This window comes from Pseudomonas sp. WOUb67, from assembly GCF_050058005.1.
Classification (GTDB): domain Bacteria; phylum Pseudomonadota; class Gammaproteobacteria; order Pseudomonadales; family Pseudomonadaceae; genus Aquipseudomonas; species Aquipseudomonas putida_R.
In genome coordinates, this window is record NZ_CP170112.1 from 1,389,336 (window position 1) to 1,407,610 (window position 18,275).

The 18,275-nt window shown below is 63.1% G+C and carries 18 protein-coding genes; 6 read left to right on the forward strand and 12 right to left on the reverse strand.

Going from position 1 to position 18,275, the window contains the following annotated elements:
• Positions 1-6 precede the first annotated feature (6 nt).
• Genes ABOC32_RS06190 through ABOC32_RS06200 form a run of 3 tightly spaced genes read right to left on the reverse strand, consistent with a single transcriptional unit; the run spans position 7 to position 2,336 of the window.
• Positions 7-846, reverse strand: coding sequence for an HlyC/CorC family transporter (locus tag ABOC32_RS06190; protein WP_003249762.1), 840 nt, complete (start codon positions 844-846; stop codon positions 7-9).
• A 25-nt stretch (positions 847-871) separates the two neighbouring features.
• Complete coding sequence (ybeY, locus tag ABOC32_RS06195) at positions 872-1,345, reverse strand: rRNA maturation RNase YbeY (protein ID WP_426810427.1); 474 nt, start codon at positions 1,343-1,345, stop codon at positions 872-874.
• Positions 1,338-2,336: a PhoH family protein gene (locus ABOC32_RS06200; RefSeq protein ID WP_043200750.1), complete on the reverse strand. Its 999-nt coding sequence runs from the start codon at positions 2,334-2,336 to the stop codon at positions 1,338-1,340. Before ABOC32_RS06200 ends, ybeY begins: the two co-directional genes overlap by 8 nt.
• 275 nt (positions 2,337-2,611) lie before the next feature.
• Here ABOC32_RS06200 and ABOC32_RS06205 point away from each other — a divergent pair, with 275 nt between their 5' ends.
• Positions 2,612-2,938: a DUF1820 family protein gene (locus tag ABOC32_RS06205; protein ID WP_041167902.1), complete on the forward strand. Its 327-nt coding sequence runs from the start codon at positions 2,612-2,614 to the stop codon at positions 2,936-2,938.
• A 3-nt stretch (positions 2,939-2,941) separates the two neighbouring features.
• Here the strand turns inward: ABOC32_RS06205 and ABOC32_RS06210 are convergent, their stop codons facing one another.
• The 4 genes from ABOC32_RS06210 to ABOC32_RS06225 form a co-directional block, all read right to left on the reverse strand.
• The gene (locus ABOC32_RS06210; protein ID WP_426810428.1) at positions 2,942-3,487 is read right to left on the reverse strand and encodes a tetratricopeptide repeat protein; all 546 of its coding nucleotides are present in this window, start codon (positions 3,485-3,487) and stop codon (positions 2,942-2,944) included.
• A gap of 257 nt (positions 3,488-3,744) precedes the next feature.
• Positions 3,745-5,028 (reverse strand): glutamate-1-semialdehyde 2,1-aminomutase, encoded by a 1,284-nt coding sequence (hemL, locus tag ABOC32_RS06215; RefSeq protein WP_019471719.1) that lies wholly within the window; start codon positions 5,026-5,028, stop codon positions 3,745-3,747.
• A gap of 17 nt (positions 5,029-5,045) precedes the next feature.
• A complete protein-coding gene (gene thiE, locus ABOC32_RS06220; RefSeq protein ID WP_426810429.1) occupies positions 5,046-5,669 on the reverse strand; it encodes a thiamine phosphate synthase in 624 nt (207 codons plus the stop codon).
• Positions 5,670-5,682: 13 nt separating this feature from the next.
• Complete coding sequence (locus tag ABOC32_RS06225) at positions 5,683-6,480, reverse strand: hydroxymethylpyrimidine/phosphomethylpyrimidine kinase (RefSeq protein ID WP_086977148.1); 798 nt, start codon at positions 6,478-6,480, stop codon at positions 5,683-5,685.
• A gap of 265 nt (positions 6,481-6,745) precedes the next feature.
• On the opposite strand from ABOC32_RS06225, the gene ABOC32_RS06230 reads away from it, so the two are divergent.
• From ABOC32_RS06230 to ABOC32_RS06245, 4 genes are all read left to right on the forward strand, one after another.
• A complete protein-coding gene (locus tag ABOC32_RS06230; RefSeq protein ID WP_426810430.1) occupies positions 6,746-8,734 on the forward strand; it encodes a sensor histidine kinase in 1,989 nt (662 codons plus the stop codon).
• Positions 8,735-9,176: 442 nt separating this feature from the next.
• Positions 9,177-10,829, forward strand: coding sequence for an acyl-CoA dehydrogenase family protein (locus tag ABOC32_RS06235; RefSeq protein WP_426810431.1), 1,653 nt, complete (start codon positions 9,177-9,179; stop codon positions 10,827-10,829).
• Positions 10,830-11,005: 176 nt separating this feature from the next.
• Positions 11,006-12,469 (forward strand): AMP nucleosidase, encoded by a 1,464-nt coding sequence (gene amn, locus ABOC32_RS06240; RefSeq protein ID WP_426810432.1) that lies wholly within the window; start codon positions 11,006-11,008, stop codon positions 12,467-12,469.
• Between the two features lie 6 nt (positions 12,470-12,475).
• Positions 12,476-13,108 carry a pseudouridine synthase gene (locus tag ABOC32_RS06245; protein WP_426810433.1) on the forward strand — a complete coding sequence of 211 codons (633 nt, stop codon included), beginning with the start codon at positions 12,476-12,478 and terminating at the stop codon, positions 13,106-13,108.
• Positions 13,109-13,222: 114 nt separating this feature from the next.
• On the opposite strand, the gene ABOC32_RS06250 is transcribed toward ABOC32_RS06245, so the two are convergent.
• A complete protein-coding gene (locus ABOC32_RS06250) occupies positions 13,223-13,426 on the reverse strand; it encodes a DUF2788 domain-containing protein (protein ID WP_003249787.1) in 204 nt (67 codons plus the stop codon).
• 54 nt (positions 13,427-13,480) lie between these two features.
• A complete protein-coding gene (locus ABOC32_RS06255; RefSeq protein ID WP_016501780.1) occupies positions 13,481-13,957 on the reverse strand; it encodes an Lrp/AsnC family transcriptional regulator in 477 nt (158 codons plus the stop codon).
• Positions 13,958-14,352: 395 nt separating this feature from the next.
• Here ABOC32_RS06255 and ABOC32_RS06260 point away from each other — a divergent pair, with 395 nt between their 5' ends.
• Complete coding sequence (locus ABOC32_RS06260; protein WP_426810434.1) at positions 14,353-15,195, forward strand: DUF6515 family protein; 843 nt, start codon at positions 14,353-14,355, stop codon at positions 15,193-15,195.
• Between the two features lie 136 nt (positions 15,196-15,331).
• Here ABOC32_RS06260 and ABOC32_RS06265 read toward each other — a convergent pair.
• The 3 genes from ABOC32_RS06265 to ABOC32_RS06275 form a co-directional block, all read right to left on the reverse strand.
• Positions 15,332-16,692 (reverse strand): IS3 family transposase gene (locus tag ABOC32_RS06265; RefSeq protein ID WP_426809945.1). Its coding sequence is split into 2 segments (ribosomal slippage): positions 15,332-16,224 and positions 16,224-16,692, totalling 1,362 coding nucleotides; the frame shifts between segments, so codons are not numbered across the junction.
• 179 nt (positions 16,693-16,871) lie between these two features.
• Entirely contained in the window at positions 16,872-17,741 is an 870-nt protein-coding gene (locus ABOC32_RS06270) for a cation diffusion facilitator family transporter (RefSeq protein WP_426810435.1), read from the reverse strand.
• A gap of 22 nt (positions 17,742-17,763) precedes the next feature.
• On the reverse strand, positions 17,764-18,183 hold the full coding sequence (locus tag ABOC32_RS06275; protein WP_043201466.1) for a hypothetical protein: 420 nt from the start codon (positions 18,181-18,183) through the stop codon (positions 17,764-17,766).
• Between the last annotated feature and the right edge of the window lie 92 nt (positions 18,184-18,275).

The following is an 18,275-nucleotide window of genomic DNA, read 5'->3' on the forward strand; positions in this document are numbered from 1 at the left end:
TTGTCCTTAACGGGTGATCGGGGTCAGGCGCAGCAAGTGTATCCGCCGGCTGTCGGCGTTGAGAATGCGGAACTTGTAAGACCCGATCTCGGTGGTTTCGTTGCGCTTGGGCAGGTGGCCAAAGGCGCTCATCACCAGGCCGCCGACCGTGTCGAACTCGTCATCGGAGAACTCACTGTCGAAGAACTCGTTGAAGTTCTCGATCGGGGTAAGCGCCTTGACCAGGAAGTCACCGCTGGGCAGTGGCTTGATGTAGCTGTCTTCCTCGACGTCGTGCTCGTCCTCGATGTCGCCGACGATCTGCTCCAGCACGTCTTCGATGGTGACCAGGCCTGCCACGCCGCCATATTCGTCGATGACGATGGCCATGTGGTTATGGTTGGCGCGGAACTCGCGCAGCAACACGTTCAGGCGCTTGGACTCGGGCACGAAGGTGGCCGGGCGCAGCAGGTCCTTGATGTTGAAGCTGTCGCCGTTCTCCTTGAGGATCAGCGGCAGCAGGTCTTTGGCAAGCAGGATCCCGAGCACATCGTCGTGGCTTTCGCCGATCACCGGGTAGCGCGAGTGCGCGGCGTCTATCACCGCCGGCAGAAACTCGCGAGGCGACTGGCCCGCCTTGATGCTGTTCATCTGCGAGCGCGGCACCATGATGTCGCGCACTTGCAGGTCGGCGACCTGGATAGCGCCTTCGACGATGGTCAGCGCTTCGCTGTCCAGCAGTTTGTTCTGATGGGCTTCGCGCAGCAGCTCAAGGAGCTCCTGGCGGTTTTTCGGCTCATGGGCAAAAGCCTGGGTCAGTTTGCCCAGCCAGGACTTTTGCCCGTTGCTCGATCGATCTTCGCTCATGGCGGTTCTCGTGATCCTTCGTGTTTCAGTGTGTGATTGAGTCGGTTTCATCGTCGGCATACGGGTCGGGGTGACCCAGTTCTGCCAGCAATTCCCGTTCCAGGCTTTCCATTTCTTCGGCTTCCTCATCATCGATGTGGTCGTAGCCGAGCAGGTGCAGGCAGCCATGGATGACCAGGTGCGCCCAGTGGGCTTCGAGCGACTTGCCTTGTTCGGCCGCTTCGCGCTCGACCACCGCGACACAGATCACCAGGTCGCCCAGCAGCGGAATATCGAGCAGGTCGTCGGGCACATCGGCCGGGAACGACAGCACATTGGTCGCGTAGTCCTTGTGCCGGTAGGTGTGGTTCAGCTCACGGCCTTCGGCTTCGTCGACCAGGCGAATGGTCATTTCCGAGTCGGCGCTGCGCTGGCGCAGGGCCAGTTCGCACCAGCGGCGGAAGGCGGCGTCATCCGGGGCGGCAGCATCCGTGGCCCGTTGCAGGTCAAGTTCAAGCATCTTTGCCGGGCGCCTCGGGCTTGGCCTGGCGGGCTTCGAAGCGGTCGTAAGCTTCGACAATACGCTGCACCAGTGGGTGACGAACCACATCTTTGGGTTGGAAGTGGGTAAAACTGATGCCCGGAACGTCCTTCAGCACCTCGATGACATGCGCCAGGCCCGACTTGGTGCCACGTGGCAGGTCGACCTGGGTGATGTCGCCGGTGATCACCGCCGTGGAGCCGAAGCCGATACGGGTGAGGAACATTTTCATCTGTTCCAGCGTGGTGTTCTGGCTTTCGTCGAGGATGATGAAGCTGTTGTTCAGGGTGCGGCCACGCATGTAGGCCAGCGGGGCGATCTCGATCACCTGGCGCTCGATCAGCTTGGCCACGTGTTCGAAGCCGAGCATTTCGTACAGGGCGTCGTACAGCGGGCGCAGGTACGGGTCGATCTTCTGTGCCAGGTCACCGGGCAGGAAGCCAAGCTTTTCGCCTGCTTCGACGGCCGGGCGCACCAGCAGGATACGGCGCACCTGTTCGCGCTCCAGCGCGTCCACGGCGCAGGCCACGGCAAGGTAGGTCTTGCCGGTACCGGCCGGGCCGACGCCGAAGTTGATGTCGTTGGCCAGGATTTCCTTCACGTAGCGCTGCTGGTTGAGCCCGCGCGGGCGGATGTTGCCCTTGCGCGTACGCAGCGACACGCTGACCTCGTTGACGGCCGGGTTGTCGATGTTTTCGACAGCCGATTCCTGCAGGTACAGGTGCACGGTTTCCGGCGACAGGTCGGTGGCCTTGGTCTCGCGGTAGAGACGGCGCAGCAACTGTTCGGCCGCAGAGGTGATCCTGGGTTCGCCGATCAGTTCGAACTGATTGCCACGGTTGCGGATTTCGATGGCCAGGCGCTGTTCGATCAGGCGCAAGTGCTCGTCGAACTGCCCGCACAGGTTGGCGAAACGGTGGGCCTCGAAGGGCTCGAGGAGGAAACGATGGGGTTCTATGGGTGCGTTCAAGGTCGTTTTTAGCCGCTCGACGGCAATGGGTGTGAACTCAAGAATAACCCTTGAATGCCAGTGGCGAAAGCACTGAAACGTTCAACGGTATGTATGGCCTGTTCCGGCCCTATCGCCGGCAAGCCAGCTCCCACAGGTACTGCACAGCACTCAGGCTTGCGCAGTACCTGTGGGAGCTGGCTTGCCGGCGATGAGGCCGGTACAGCCGACACAGATCTGCAAACCTGTCTGCTATGATGCGCTCCTTTTCTTACGCATGTGTTATCCCGCCAAACATGAGCAAGCGCGAACCTGCCATCTATAAAGTGATCTTCCTCAACCAGGGGCAGGTCTTCGAGATGTATGCCAAGCAGATCTACCAGAGCGACCTGTGGGGCTTCCTGGAAATCGAGGAGTTCGTGTTCGGCGAGCGCTCGCAACTGGTGGTTGACCCGAGCGAGGAGAAGCTCAAGAACCAGTTCGAGGGGGTGATCCGCAGTTTCGTGCCGATGCACTCGATCGTGCGCATCGACGAAGTCGAGCGACTGGGCACGGCAAAGATCAGCGAAGCCAAGGGCGGCGGCAATGTGATGCCGTTCCCGATGCCAATGCCGGAAAAGTAACCGTCAGGGGAGTGGCGAGAACGGCGTGCGCCCTTCGGCGTTCTGCAGTTCCAGCAGGTATTTGCGGAAGATCTGGCCGAGCACCTGGGTGGCATGCTCCAGCTCGTCGCGGGGCATTTGCTCGGTCACTTCGTCGGCCATGTCCAGTGCATCTTCGGCGCCGTTGACCGCGGCCATCTTCAGCAGGATGTAGGCCTGCACGTTGTTGGCCTTGACCCCTTCGCCATGGAAGAACATCGCACCCAGACGGTACTGGGCGTCGGCCTGGCCCTGCAGCGAAGCCTTCTGGAACCAGTCCAGGGCTTTGTTGAGGTTTTTCGGCGTTAGCGTGTAGTAGTACTCGCCCAGTTCGAATTGCGCCTGGGCATCCCCCGCGGTAGCCGTCTGCTCGCAGGCCTTGAGGGCGTTTGCCAGGTCTTCAGGCTGAACATTCAAGGTGCAGCGGCCCGTCGCCGGAATCAGCAACGAGTTACCGCCCTCCGCCAAGGCCAGCAGGGGCTGAAGAAGCAACAGGCAGCCCAGGGTCAGGGCGCGGCCGGTGCGGTTCATGGGGATCGACTTACCTCTGCGAAGCTGCGGCCAATGTCTCTGGTGGCACATTATGGGATAAGCAGCGCCAACCTTACAAAGTTTTACTCGAATTTCTGCTTGGTTGGGGAAGTCAGCTGATTGTGCGGGGTTATTTATTTCCTGTAACGGCCCTTTCGCGGGTAAACCCGCTCCCACAGGTAGTGCGCCATTTTCAGGGTTGGCGCACTACCTGTGGGAGCGGGTTTACCCGCGAAGAGGCCGGTACAGGCACTGCATTACTTCAGGGCTGCAAAGGCCTTCTCAGCCGCATCCAGGGTGATCTGCAGCTCCTTGTCGCCATGGGCGATGGAGGTGAAGCCCGCCTCGAACGCGCTCGGCGCCAGGTACACGCCACCGTCCAGCATCAGGTGGAAGAAGCGCTTGAAGCGCTCGGCATCGCTGCTCATCACGTCTTCGAAGGTGACGATGTCGTCGGCGCCGCTGAAGTACAGGCCGAACATGGCACCGGCCTGGGTGGTGACGAACGGTATGCCCGCGGCATCGGCACGTTGCTGCAGGCCATCGAGCATGCGGCTGGTGTAGTCGGTCAGCTCGGCGTGGAAGCCCGGGCGGCTGATCAGTTTCAGGGTGGTCAGGCCGGCGGCCATGGCCAGCGGGTTGCCCGACAGGGTACCGGCCTGGTAGACCGGGCCGAGCGGGGCGATGCAGCCCATGATTTCACGTTTGCCGCCGAAGCAGCCGACCGGCATGCCGCCGCCGACGATCTTGCCGAAGGTGGACAGGTCCGGCTTGATGCCATAGTGGCCCTGCGCGCCGCCCAGCGAGACGCGGAAACCGGTCATCACTTCGTCGAAGATCAGCACCACGCCGTGTTTGTCGCACTGCTCGCGCAGGCCTTCAAGGAAGCCCGGCGCCGGGGGTACGCAGTTCATGTTGCCGGCCACAGGCTCGACGATGATGCAGGCCACGGTCTGGCCGACGTCAGCCAGGGTTTTCTCGACCGCGGCGATGTCGTTGAACGGCAGGGTCAGGGTGTGCTTGGCGAAGTCTGCCGGCACGCCGGCCGAGCTTGGCACGCCCTGGGTCAGCAGGCCGGAGCCGGCTTTTACCAGCAGGCTGTCGGAGTGGCCGTGGTAGCAGCCTTCGAACTTGATGATGGCGTCACGGCCGGTGTAGCCACGGGCGAGGCGGATGGCGCTCATGGTGGCTTCGGTGCCCGAGCTGACCATGCGCACCATTTCCATGGACGGCACCAGCGAGCAGACCAGGTCGGCCATGTCGGTTTCCATGGCGGTCGGCGCGCCGTAGGACAGGCCGTGCTCCAGCTGCTTGCGTACCGAGTCCAGTACGTCCGGGTGGCCGTGGCCGAGGATCATCGGGCCCCAGGAGCCGACGTAGTCGACATAGCGCTTGTCGTCTTCGTCAACGACGTAGGCGCCTTCGGCATGCTTGAAGAACAGCGGCGTGCCGCCCACGCTTTTGAAAGCGCGCACTGGCGAGTTGACGCCGCCGGGGATGTGCTTCTGGGCTTTGGCGAACAGGTCTTCGGAACGGGACATGAAAGGTTCTCTCGAAATCAGGATGCGAACAAGGCGTTGAAGGCGCGGGCGCGGCGGGTAACTTCCTGCGCGCTGTCGGCACCGAACAGGCCATGGATCACCGCCAGCAGGTCGGCGCCGTGGGCGACCAGCGGGGCGGCGTTGTCGAGGGTGATGCCGCCAATCACGGCAATCGGCAGTTTCACCTGGGCACGCGCCTGCTCCAGCAGTTCGACGTTGGCAGCGGGCGCGCCCGGCTTGGTAACGGAATTGAAGAAGCGGCCAAAGGCCACGTAGCTGGCGCCTTCGCTGGCGGCCTGGGCGGCCAGGTCGAGGCTGGCGTGGCAGGTGGAGCCGATGATCGCCTGGCGCCCGAGCAGCGCGCGGGCCGGGGTCAGCGGGCCGTCGGTCTGGCCCAGGTGTACACCGACGCCCAGGCGAGCGGCCAGCTCGGCGTCGTCGTTGATGAGCAGCTGGGTGCCGTAGCGGTCGCAGAGCTTCATCAGCCCTTCGGCTTCACGCAGGCGGCGCGCCGCGTCGTCACTTTTGTCGCGGTACTGCAGCAGGCACACGCCGCCTTCCAGTGCCGCCTCGACATGGGACAGGAACCGGCCGGCGAGCAGCTGGCTGTCGGTGATTGCATACAGACCGCGTAGCTTCATTTAAAGCCTCGTATCAGGAACAGAAGTCCAGGGGCAGGCGGCGCGGCACGAACTGGCCCCTGCCCAGCTGCTCGGCGTCACGCAGGGTGCGCCAGGTGTAGTCCAGGGCGCTGCGCACGGCGCTTTCCAGCTGCTCGCCTAGGGCCAGGCGGCCAGCCAGGGCGCTGGCCAGGGTGCAGCCCGAGCCATGGTAGCTGCCCGGCAGGCGTTGGCAGGTCCAGGTGTGGAGTTGGCCGTCCTGGGTGTACAGGCGGTTGTGAATTTCGTCTTCGTCGCCGTGACCGCCGGTAATCAGCAGGTGTCTACAGAACGGCAGCAGCTTTTCGGCACATTCGTCGGCGGTGCCTTCGGGCAGTTCGGCGAGGATGCGGGCTTCGGGCAGGTTCGGCGTGGCGATAGTCGCCAGCGGCAGCAGGCGTTCGCGCAGGGCGTAGCCCACTTCGTCCTTGCCCAGGCGGCCACCGCCGCCGGCACGCAGCACCGGGTCGCAGACCAGCGGCAGGTGCGGGTGGGCGGCCAGCAGTTCGGCGACGGTGTCGACCATCTCGATCGAGCCGAGCATGCCCAGCTTGACGGCGGCCACCGTGGAGTCGGCCAGCACGGCATTGGCCTGGGCCAGTACCCACTCGCGGTCGAGCACGCGGAAGTCGGAAACGTTGACGGTATCCTGCACGGTCAGGGCGGTCACTGCGGGTGCAGCGTGACAGCCTTGGGCGATCAGGGCTTCGATATCTGCCTGCAGGCCGGCGCCGCCACTGGGGTCGTGGCCGGAGAGACAGAGGACAACGGGGCGGGAGCTGTAGGTATTCATGGTCGGCGAGCTTACCACCAAACCTGTTTGGGCGGATCGTCCGACAAACGAGTTTTACTGATCGATCGGTCAGATTTTATTTGGCTTACCTTCTGAAAGTGTTGATTTAGAGCCCTTTCTTTGGTTTTTGATATGGCCGATTGCCAGGTTGCGAAGCTATGCTAGAGTGCTCGGATAACTCGACAAACGGGTTCTGCCGGATCACGTCGTCTCAAACGGATGGGAGGCTACCGCGACGCGACCGGACAGGCCATGCTGGGGCTGTATGCGCTATTTGCTGATTGTGCTTCTGGGCTTGCTGCCCGTGCTGGCCGGAGCGGTCGATTTCGACGACGCTACCCGGCATCTTCCATTGGGCAAGGCCATGCAGGTTTACGAAGACCTCGATGGCAGTGCCAGCATCGCCCAGGTCAGTGCCCCCGGGTTCGCCAAAGCCTTCCGCCCCCACCATGAAGACGTGCTGAACGCCGGTTATTCCACCTCGGTGTTCTGGCTCAAGGTCGAGCTGCGCCCCGTTGCCCCGCCCAGCGCTGCCCCGCGGCAGTGGCTGCTGGAGCTGGCCTACCCGCCGCTGGACCACCTCGAGCTGTACTTGCCTGACAGCAGCGGCGTATACCGGCTGGCGCAGCGCACCGGCGATGCCTTGCCCTACGACAGCCGGCAGATACGGCAGAACAACTACCTGTTCAAGTTGCAGTTGCCCCCTGGCAAGGTGACCACCGCCTACCTGCGGCTGCACAGCCAGGGGTCGGTGCAAGCGCCGCTGGCGCTGTGGTCCCCTGAAGCCTACCTGGAAGAGCAGCCCACGCGCCTGTATGTGCTGGGGATCATCTACGGCGTGTTGCTGGTGATGCTGGTGTACAACCTGTTCATCTACCTCAGCGTGCGCGACGTCAGTTACCTCTACTACATCCTCTATATCGCCTCGTTCGGTTTCTACCAGGTGTCGGTGAATGGTGCGGGCGTGGCCTACTTCTGGCCGGACAGCCCTTGGTGGGCGAACGCCTCGACGCCGCTGTTCATTGGTGCGGCGGGCCTGTTCGGCTGCCAGTTCGCCCGGCACTTCCTGCAAATGGGCAACATCAGCCGTGGTTTCGACCGGCTGCTGCAGCTACTGATGCTGGGCGGCGCGCTGGTCATGGTAATGGCGGTAAGCATGCCCTACGGCATTGCCCTGCGCATGGCCACGCTGCTGGCGTTGCTGTTCACCGTGAGCATCTTCAGCGCCGGCTTGTACGCCTGGTGGCGTGGCTTGCGCGTGGCGCGCTGGTTCATCATCGCCTGGACGGCGTTCCTGCTTGGCGGGCTGGTCAACACCCTGATGGTGCTGGGCTACCTGCCGAACGTGTTCATCACCATGTATGCCAGCCAGCTCGGTTCGGCGCTGGAGGTGGCTTTGCTGTCGCTGGCGCTGGCCGACCGCATCAACAGCCTGCGTGAGCAACAGGCGCAGACCTTGCGCGAGACAGGGCGCACGTTGGAGCAACTGAACCTGCAACTGGCCAGGAGCAACCGCCTGAAGGACGAGTTTTTGGCCAGCGTGACCCATGAGCTGCGCACCCCGATGAATGGCGTGATCGGCTCGCTGGAGCTGATGCACACCCTGCCGATGGAGGCCGAAATGGCCCAGTACCATCGTACGGCGGTGGGGTCGGCGCAAGGCATGATGGACATGGTCGACGCCATTCTCACCCTGTCCGAACTGCAGGCCGGCCGCCTGCGTGCGCAGCCGGCGCCGTTCAGCCTGCGCGCGCTGCTGCAGGGCTTGCGCGCCGGTTATGCCGGACAGGCCCTTGGCAAAGGCTTGTACCTGAGCCTGGACATCCCGGCCGACCTACCTGACGGGCTGCTGGGCGACGGGCAAAAACTGGCCTACTGCCTGGGTTGCCTGGTGGACAACGGCTTGAAGTTCACCCATCAGGGCGGGGTGATGATCCAGGTGCGCGGCCGCCGGGTGGGGCCGGGCGATCTGGCGCTGACCTTTACCGTCAGTGATAGCGGTATCGGCTTCGATGACCTGGAGCAGTCGACGCTGTACCAGCGGTTCTTCCAGGTCGACGGGTCGATGACCCGGCGGTATGGCGGCTTGGGTATTGGCTTGTCGATCTGCCGGCAGATGGGTGAATTGCTGGGCGCCAGGTTGGCGCATGAGTCGACGCGGGGGTTGGGGAGCCGGTTCGAGTTGAGTTTGAACATGGCGATTTCGCAGGTGCAGATGAGCCCGAATATCCTGCAGGCGCGGCGCTCGCTTTGAAGGCATGGCATTAGGTTGGGGCTGAAAGGGGTTCGCCGTGGCAGGTGCAGCGCCTGGGAGATCGAGCGCCGCCCGCGCGGCGCTTCGCAGCACAAGGCTGCTCCTACATTTGTTTCGGGCCAGTAACGCCTGCGCCAACGCGCGCGACCGCCTGGTTTGCCCGACACGATATCGAGGTGAACACCAAGGGGCCGCGCGCCTCTGCCTCAGGAATAACTGGCCCGAAACAAATGTAGGAGCAGCCTTGTGCTGCGAAGCGCCGCGCGGGCGGCGCTCGATCTCATAGGCGCTGAATGTGTTGTGGCGAGCACCTGTCAGCCCTGATGCATTCCCAAGGCATGCACCACCCCCACCACACGTTTAGTCATTAATGCCCCTTTGACTCCCCCCCAAGCAGTGCTTCACTGGGTCTCTCAAGCCTACCCGGATCCAGGAGCCCCCGATGAACCTGCACCAGTACGCTGAAACCCACGAAGTCACCAACCAGCCGCCATCCCTCGACGGTGCCAACCTGTACCGCCTCGACCTGCCATTGCAGGAATGGTCACGGCGTTTCGGCGCAGGCTGGGCCGAGTCGCGGATCGATGCCTACGGTGCCCTGGCCGGTGGCCCGCTCATGAAGGCGGGCTTTCTGGCCAACGCGCACAAACCTGAATTCATCAGCCATGACCGCTACGGCCATCGCATCGACCTGGTCGAATTCCACCCGGCCTACCACGAGCTGATGCGCACTGCCGTCGAGCACGGCCTGCCTTCGCTGCCGTGGGCCGAACCTCGCGCTGGCGCCCATGTGGCGCGGGCTTCGATGACCTACCTGCACAGCCAGGCCGAAGCCGGTACCGGCTGCCCGCTGACCATGACCTTCGCCGCCGTGCCGGCGCTGCGCCTGCAGCCCGAGCTGGCCGAGTACTGGCTGCCGAAAATCCTGGCCTGCGAGTATGACCCGCGCAACGTTGGCGACCGGCACAAGGCCGGGGTCACCCTGGGCATGGCCATGACCGAGAAGCAGGGCGGCACCGATGTGCGCGCCAATACCACGCGGGCATATCCGGTGGGCGCAGCTGGGCCGGGCCAGCCCTACGAGCTGGTGGGGCACAAGTGGTTCTGCTCTGCGCCCATGTGCGATGCCTTCCTTACCCTGGCCCAGACCGAAAAAGGCCTGAGCTGCTTCCTGCTGCCGCGCCACCGGCCGGATGACAACCGCAACCAGTTCTATATCCAGCGCCTGAAGAACAAGCTGGGCAACAGTTCCAACGCCTCGAGCGAAGTGGAGTTCCGGGGTGCGTTGGCGTGGATGATCGGGGAAGAAGGCCGGGGTGTGCCAACCATCATCGAGATGGTGGCCATGACCCGTTTCGACTGCATGGTCGGCTCCAGCGCGCTGATGCGCCAGGCGCTGACCCAGGCGGCCCACCACTGCGCGCACCGCAAGGTCGGCGGGCGGGTGTTGAGCGACCAGCCATTGATGCAGAACGTGCTGGCCGACCTGGCGCTGGAAAGCGAGGCGGCACTGGCCCTGAGCCTGCGTATGGGGCAGGCGCTGGAGCAACTCGACGACCCGCAGCAGGCGCATTTCGCCCGGCTTGTCACAGCGGTGGGCAAGTACTGGATCTGCAAACGGGCGCCGGCCATGATCAACGAGGCCGCCGAGTGCATGGGCGGCGCGGGTTATGTCGAGGACAGCATCCTGCCCCGGCTGTACCGCGAGGCACCGGTCAATTCGACGTGGGAGGGCTCGGGCAACGTGCAGTGCCTGGATGTGCTGCGGGCCCTGTCCAAGGAGCCGGGCGTGCTCGACGCGCTGTTCACCGAATTGGGCGATGGGCATGGGGACCCGCGCCTGGCAGCGCATATCGGCAATCTCAAGGGGGCATTTGCCGACACCGGCGACATGCAGTACCGCGCGCGGCAACTGACCGAGGATATTGCCTTGGCGTTGCAGGCCAAGCTGTTGCTGGAGGCGGGCAACGCGGTGGTCAGTGATGCGTTTATTGGTAGCCGACTGACGGGGGGAGGGCGGGTATACGGGGCGCTGCCACGGGGTGTGGATGTGGAGGCATTGGTGGCAAGGGCTACACCCGCCTGGGCGGGCTGAGTTGGCTTCTTCGCGGGCGCGCCCGCTCCCACAGGTCCTGCGCTGATCTCAGGGGTGCGACTATTTTGTGGGAGCGGGCATGCCCGCGAATGAATGCAACACCGATCAATGGGGGTGTATTTACCCAAGAAGGCAGGCAAGATGGTTCACATGCATGTCCAGACAGGAAGCACAGTGTGAGCCACGCTTTTGTAGTCGTTGATACCCCCGAACAGGCCGTCGACCGTCTGGCGGCCCTGCATGAACAGGCCACCGGGGCCCTAAGCCGGGCCCTCAAGCGTTACCTGAAGGACCGTACCGAGCCGAACGCCGAAGAGCGCGACCTGTTCCGCTACCCGGCACTGCGCCTGACCTACCACAGCCACGGTGAGGTCGCCGCCACCACCCGAGCCTACGCCAAGGTGCAGGTGGCCGGCACCTACAGCGTCACCGTCACCCAGCCTGCCGCGTTCCGTGGCTACCTGCTGGAGCAGTTGCGCCCACTGATGCACGACTACACCGTCACGGTAGAGGTGGGCATCAGCGAGCAGAACATTCCGTACCCCTACGTGGTCGACCAGGGCGACGAACTGGCCGGCAGCGGCATTACCGCCGCGCAGCTGGCGCGGGTGTTCCCTAGCACCGACCTGTCGGCCGCCACCGACAACATCGCCGATGGCCTGTACGACTGGGACCGTGCCGAAATTTTCCCACTGGCGCTGTTCGACGCCGCCCGCGTCGACTTTTCGCTGCGCCGCCTGGTGCACTACACCGGCAGCGACTGGCGCCATGTGCAGCCGTGGATCCTGCTGACCAACTACCACCGTTATGTCGACCAGTTCATCAGCCATGGCCTTGAGCAGCTTCGCGACGACCCGCGCTTCGTGCGCATGGTGCTGCCGGGCAACGTGGTGATCGAAAAAGCCATGGACCACGGTGAAACCCAGGCCTTGGTCGCCAGCGTGATCTGGCACCGCTACCAGATGCCGGCCTACCACCTGATCGCCGCCGATGGCGATGGCGTTACCTTGGTCAATATCGGTGTCGGCCCGTCCAACGCCAAGAACATCACCGACCACCTGGCCGTGCTGCGCCCGCACTGCTGGCTGATGATCGGCCACTGCGGCGGCTTGCGGCAGTCGCAAACCATCGGCGACTACGTGCTGGCCCACGCCTACATGCGCCGTGATGGCATACTCGACCGGGTGGTACCGCCGAACATCCCGATTCCGGCCCTGGCCGAAGTGCAGCTGGCCTTGCAGGAAGCAGCTGCACAGGTGACCGGCGAGCGTGGCGAACAGCTGAAGAAACGCCTGCGCACCGGCACCGTGCTGACCTACGACGACCGTAACTGGGAGCTGCGCTGGGCCCAGGAACGGCCGTTGATCAACCTGTCGCGTGCCGTGGCCGTGGACATGGAAAGCGGCACCATTGCCGCCCAGGGTTATCGATTGCGCGTGCCATACGGCACCTTGCTGTGTGTGTCCGACAAGCCGCTGCACAGCGAGATCAAGCTGCCGGGGTCGGCCAACGCCTTCTACAACCGGGCGGTCAGCCAGCACCTGAAGATCGGCATTGCCGCCCTCGACCTGCTGCGCACCGAGCTCAACTCGTTGCACTCGCGTAAACTGCGCAGCTTCGATGAGCCGCCGTTCCGCTGAGGATCCATGTCACTGCCACCCCGTAACAAGCCGCGCCGCCCCCAGGCGCGGCCTGCCGCCGGCCCGCGTCGCCAGCCCAAGGCGCCACCGGCGGAGCCGCGCCTGATCCTGTTCAACAAGCCGTTCGACGTGCTGACCCAGTTCAGCGACGGTGAAGGGCGCGCGACCCTCAAGGACTTCATCGACATTGCAGGCGTATACCCGGCCGGGCGGCTGGACCGCGACAGTGAAGGCCTGTTGTTGCTGACCAACGATGGCGGCCTGCAGGCGCGTATCGCCGACCCCAAGCACAAGCTGGCCAAGACGTACTGGGTGCAGGTGGAAGGTGAGCCGAGCGACGAGCAGTTGCAGCGCCTGCGTGATGGCGTGGAGCTGAACGATGGGCCGACCTTGCCGGCCGAAGCGCGGCGCCTGGACGAACCCGAACTGTGGCCACGCAACCCGCCGGTACGCTTTCGCAAGAGCGTGCCGACCAGCTGGCTGGAACTGGTGATCCGCGAGGGGCGTAACCGCCAGGTACGGCGGATGACGGCGGCAGTGGGGCTGCCGACCTTGCGCCTGGTGCGGGTGCGGATCGGGGATTGGGCGCTGGATGGGCTGGAGCAGGGCTGCTGGCGGGAGGTTCCTGCCAAGCTTTAGTCCAGTTCAAGGGCCTATTCGCGGGCACGCCCGCTCCCACAGGGACGGCGCAGTACTTGAAGGGAGCGCCAAACCTGTGGGAGCGGGCGTGCCCGCGAATGGCCCTGAAATTTTTTACACCCCTTCGAGAAACCCCACCACCACGCTCTTGATGATAAAGGCCAGCACCCCCAGCCCCAGCACGAAGAACAGGATCAGCGTCCCGAACTTGCCAGCCTTGGACTTTTTTGCCAGGTCCCAGACGATGAAACCCATGAAACCGATCAATACGGTGACCAGGATGATCATCATCCACTCTTCGAATACGGCGGGATCCATCTGTGTTCTCCAGGCAGGCTGAGCAGCCGATTATACGCCGGCTACCGTGGGCATTCAGCGCAGGTGGGTCAATGGCAGCTCGGTGCTGGCCAGCACCTGGTTGAGCACGAAGCTCGAACGCACGCTGGTGACGCCTTCGATGCGGGTCAGGCTGCCTAGAAGCAGTTTCTGGTAATGGTCCATGTCCGGCACCACCACTTTGAGCTGGTAGTCGGCATCCATCCCGGTGACCAGGCTGCATTCAAGCACCTGCGGCAGGATACGAATGGCCGCCTCGAAGGTTTCGAAGCGCTCCGGGGTGTGGCGGTCCATGCCGATCAGCACGTAGGCGGTCAGGCTCAGGCCCAGCTTCTTGCGGTCGAGCAGGGCTACCTGGCGGGAGATGTAGCCGTCGTCCTCCAGTTGCTTGACCCGACGCGAGCAAGGCGAAGGCGACAGGCCGATGCGTTCGGCCAGTTCCTGGTTGGAAATGCGCGCATCGCGCTGCAATTCGGCGAGGATGCTCAGGTCGTAGCGGTCAAGTTTGCTCATGGCATTTGCCTTTTCTGTTCGTATTGCTGCGAATTATCAATCCAGGGTGAAAAATTGCGCAAGTGCTATTTATCTGAGCAATCTTCGCAATCCTCTGCTGCAACCTGTCCGGTATCTTTATCAACAGAATCACTGCCCGGACATCAGTCCACGGCGACGCGCCCTAGGCGGGCGGTCGCGGCCAGCCATCCAACAGGATGCACTCGGCCCCCGGGCTACACACCCTCCAGAAGACGGTGTGAGGTGAGCCGGCGCCACAAGTGCCGAGCACGGACGACAATTTCAGAAGGGAGGCCCTGCGGCCTCCCTTTTTTCTGTCTGGAAATTTAATTGGCCTGAATGGCCGCCACGGTAGACTGGCGGTAGTTGCCGTATTTTCTACCGAGAGGAACACCATGAAGTCGCGCATCTGGCAGTTGGCAGGTGTTGGTTTGCTGGGTTTGAGCATCAGCCTGGGGGCCTTGGCCGAGGGGCCGGGTGAGGGCCATGGCGAACGCGGCCAGCAGGGGCAGGCAGAAGGTACGCCCGGCCGCTCGCTGAACTCGCGTGACGAAGTGCGCCAGACCCAGCCGCCAAGGCAGGGCTACTACCAGGACATTCCCCGGCGCCATGGCGATAACCGTCAATGGGAAGCCGGCGGCCCCGGGCAGCGCCCCGGCGGTGACTGGCAAGGGCGCCCGGATGGCCATGGCAATGGCTGGGGGCCTGGGCCGCAGTATCGCCCGGGTCACACGGTCGATCATTTCCCCGACCGCTACTGGAAAGTGCCTTACCGGGGGGCTGACTATTTCTACTCCGGTGGCTACTGGTATCGCCCCCATGGTGGCAGTTACATCGTGGTGACCCCGCCTTACGGCGTGCGGGTCAATTACCTGCCGTCCTATGCGCAGGAGGTCTGGCTGGGGGGAGCGATGTTCTTCCTGGTGGCCGACACCTATTACCAGTACCTGGCTGACAGCCAGGAATATGTGGTGGTCAACCCGCCCGCCGCCGTCCCCGCACCCGCACCCGCACCGGTGGCACCCGCAAACGGCGGGTATGATGTGGTGGCTTACCCGATGAACGGGCAGGGGCAACAGCAGCAGGAGCAGGACCGCTACCAGTGCCACCGCTGGGCGGTGAGCCAGTCGGGGTTCGACCCGGCGACGGCGACGTACGCGCCGCCGGCCAATGTGCTCGACACCTATCGGCGGGCGCTGGGTGCCTGCTTCAGTGGCCGGGGTTACAGCATCAACTGAGCCAGATGCTGCGCGGTCTTTGTGGGAGCGGGCGTGCCCGCGAACATCGGCGAAGCCGGTGCCATCCAGCGCGCAGGATTCTTCGCGGGTGAACCCGCTCCCACAGGGTGGACTGCCCCCGAAAAGTTGGACAGTTTCAGCTAGCAGCCGCAGCGGCATGGGTCCTGTATTTCACAGGGCTCATGCCATTGAGCTTCAGCTTGATGCGGTCATGGTTGTAGTAGTGGATGTACTCGTCCAGACCGGCTTTCAATTCTTCAACGCTCTCGAAGCGCTTCGGGTAGAAAAACTCGGACTTAAGCGTACCAAAAAAGCTCTCCATAGCCGCATTGTCCAAGCAGTTTCCTTTGCGTGACATGCTCTGCTTCAGCCCTTGCTCTGCCAGCTTGTGGCGGTACTGCGAGTGTTGGTAGTGCCAGCCTTGATCCGAGTGAAGCACCAGTTTCGGCTTGTTTCCCAGGCGCTCGAAGGCCTTGTCCAGCATGTTGGTAACCAGCCCAAGGCACGGCCTGCTGGCTACTTCGTAGGCCACGATTTCGGCGTTGTACAAGTCCATCACAGGGGAGAGATAGATCTTTTCCTGGGCCACTTTGAACTCGGTAACATCGGTCACCCACTTCTGATTCGGGCGTTGCGCAAGGAAGTTTCGCTCCAACAGGTTGGGCGCGATGGTGCCGACAACCCCCTTGTACGACCGGTACTTTTTTGGCCGTACGAGTGAGCGAAGATTAAGCTCGACCATCAAACGTTCCACCACCTTCTTGTTAACCAAGGTGCCGCCATTGCGAATCACGATTGCAACGCGCCGGTAACCGTAAAGCCCTTTTTCCTCGTGATAGACACGATGAATCATCTGCTTCAGAGCAGCATGCTTGTCAGGTTTGGCCTGCGCTTGAAGCTGGTAATAGAACGTACTGCGTGGCAAATCAGCCAGCTGCAGAACGGCAGCCAAGGGAAACCGGTCCTTGAGCTCCGATACGATCAGGGCTTTTTGGGCTGCCTTCGTTCCTGCTTCTTCAGTTCCTCCAGCTTTTTTAGGTAAGCGTTCTCCATGCGCAGCCACTCAAGCTCAGCCAGCAACTGGTCACGGCTTTTCTCTGTGTCATCGGAAGTCGTAGGTTTAACGGGGTAAGGCTTCTTCGGCATGGCAGCGGGTTTTCTTCTCTTGGGAGCAAACGGTGCAGGATCACCACTGTAGTGCTGCCGCGCCCAAATGCCTACTTGGGAAGACTGACCGAGACCGAAATGGGCGGCGGTCTGACGCAAGGAAAGCTGATGTTTATGCATGTACTCAAGGACTGAGCACTTGTAGGCCGCACTGTACCGCTGGCCTAATTTGCGCAGACTGAACTGACCATGCTTCTGGAAGCTTGAGACCCAGCGCCGCAGCAGGCTGAAATCCACGGCAAATCGTTGAGCTACTGTTCGGAAGCCTTCACCGCTCTCCAGGTAAGCCTGAACGGCAGTAAGCTTGAATTGGTCTGAATACTTGCTCATGTGGACACCCCCAGAAATTGGATTGGTGTCCAACTTCTTGGGGGCAGTCCAGGGACCGCGCAGGCTGCAGGCTTATGCAGTACCTGTGGGAGCGGCTTTAGCCGCGAACACCGGCGAAGCCGGTGCCATCCACCGCGCCGTGGGCATGCCCGCTCAAAAGCCCCAATCACCTTTTGCATTCACACCGGGTCGGCGTGCACCATCACATCCGCCTGCGGATAACGCTGGCGGATCACCCGCGAGGCCTCTACGCACAGGCCGTGCGCGTCATGCAGCGGCAACTGCCCCGGCAGCTCAAGGTGCAACTGCACGAACCACTGGTTGCCCGACACCCGCGTACGCAGGTCATGCACGCCTTTTACGCCGGGTATGGCCAACACCAGTGTGGTCATGTCCTCGCCAACATCGCCGGGCAGTTCCTTGTCCATCAGGATCGCCGTACTTTCGCGGGCAATCTGCAACGCGCTCCAGAGGATGTAGAAGGCGATGGCCAGGCCGAACAGCGCATCCAGCTGCGGCCAGCCGAAGCGTGCCAGCAGCAGGGCCAGCAGGATGCTGCTGTTGAGCAACAAGTCCGAGCGGTAGTGCAGGGAGTCGGCCCGCACGGCAGTGGAGCCGGTCAGGCGGATGACCTTGTGCTGCAGGCTCAGCAAGGCGACGGTCAGCCCAAGTGACAGCAGCATCACCGCGATGCCGATGCCGGTATCACCCAAGGGTTGCGGGTTTTGCAGCCGTTCAACTGCCTGCACGCCGATCAGCACCGCACTGACACCGATGAACAGCGCCTGCGCCATGCCGGCCAAGGCCTCGGCCTTGCCATGGCCGAACCGGTGGTCGTCGTCGGCCGGGCGCAAGGCGTAGTGCACGGCCAACAGGTTGAGAAACGAGGCGACAGCATCCAGTGCCGAGTCGGTCAACCCGGCCAGAAGGCTGACCGAGCCGCTCAGCCACCAGGCCAGCGCCTTGCTCAGCACCAGGATACTGGCCACCGCCAGTGAGGCGCGGGTGGCCAGGCGCAGCAGGCGCTGGTGTTCGGCCGGGGTGATCATCCGTGGTCAGTATCCTTGTGGCTCAGGCTGCCGGTACCAGGCCCAGGCTGGCCAGCTGTTCGACACTGCCGCGGTGCTGGATCAGCCGCGGGTCGTTCAGCGGCAAACGCTGGCCCAGTTCGCTTTCGATGATGGCCTGCAACTTCAGGTTGTCGACCTTGCCGTCAGGGCTGACGGCATCGCGCAGCTTGGCCGGGTCGACCTGGGCGGTGTGCCCGCCAGGGTAGTAGATGGCGCCCGTGGCGAAGTCGATACCGAAGGCGATCAGCCCCGGGATCACGTAGAACAGGATGCCGATGGCGTCCATGGCGGCGACCACGGGGTCGATCTTGCCGCCGATCTGGCCGCGACGGTCCGGGTAAAAGAGCGTGCCGCAGGCCGTCAGCTGGGTCAGCAAGGTGACGATGATGGCGCCGCCGATGACGCGGGATGGGATGCGCATGTAAATCTCCGGGAAGGTATTCAGCAGGGCAAGCGAAGCGCTTGTGCCTGAAGCTTAAGACCATGATAGAGCAGGCTGGGTTCGCCGTTATA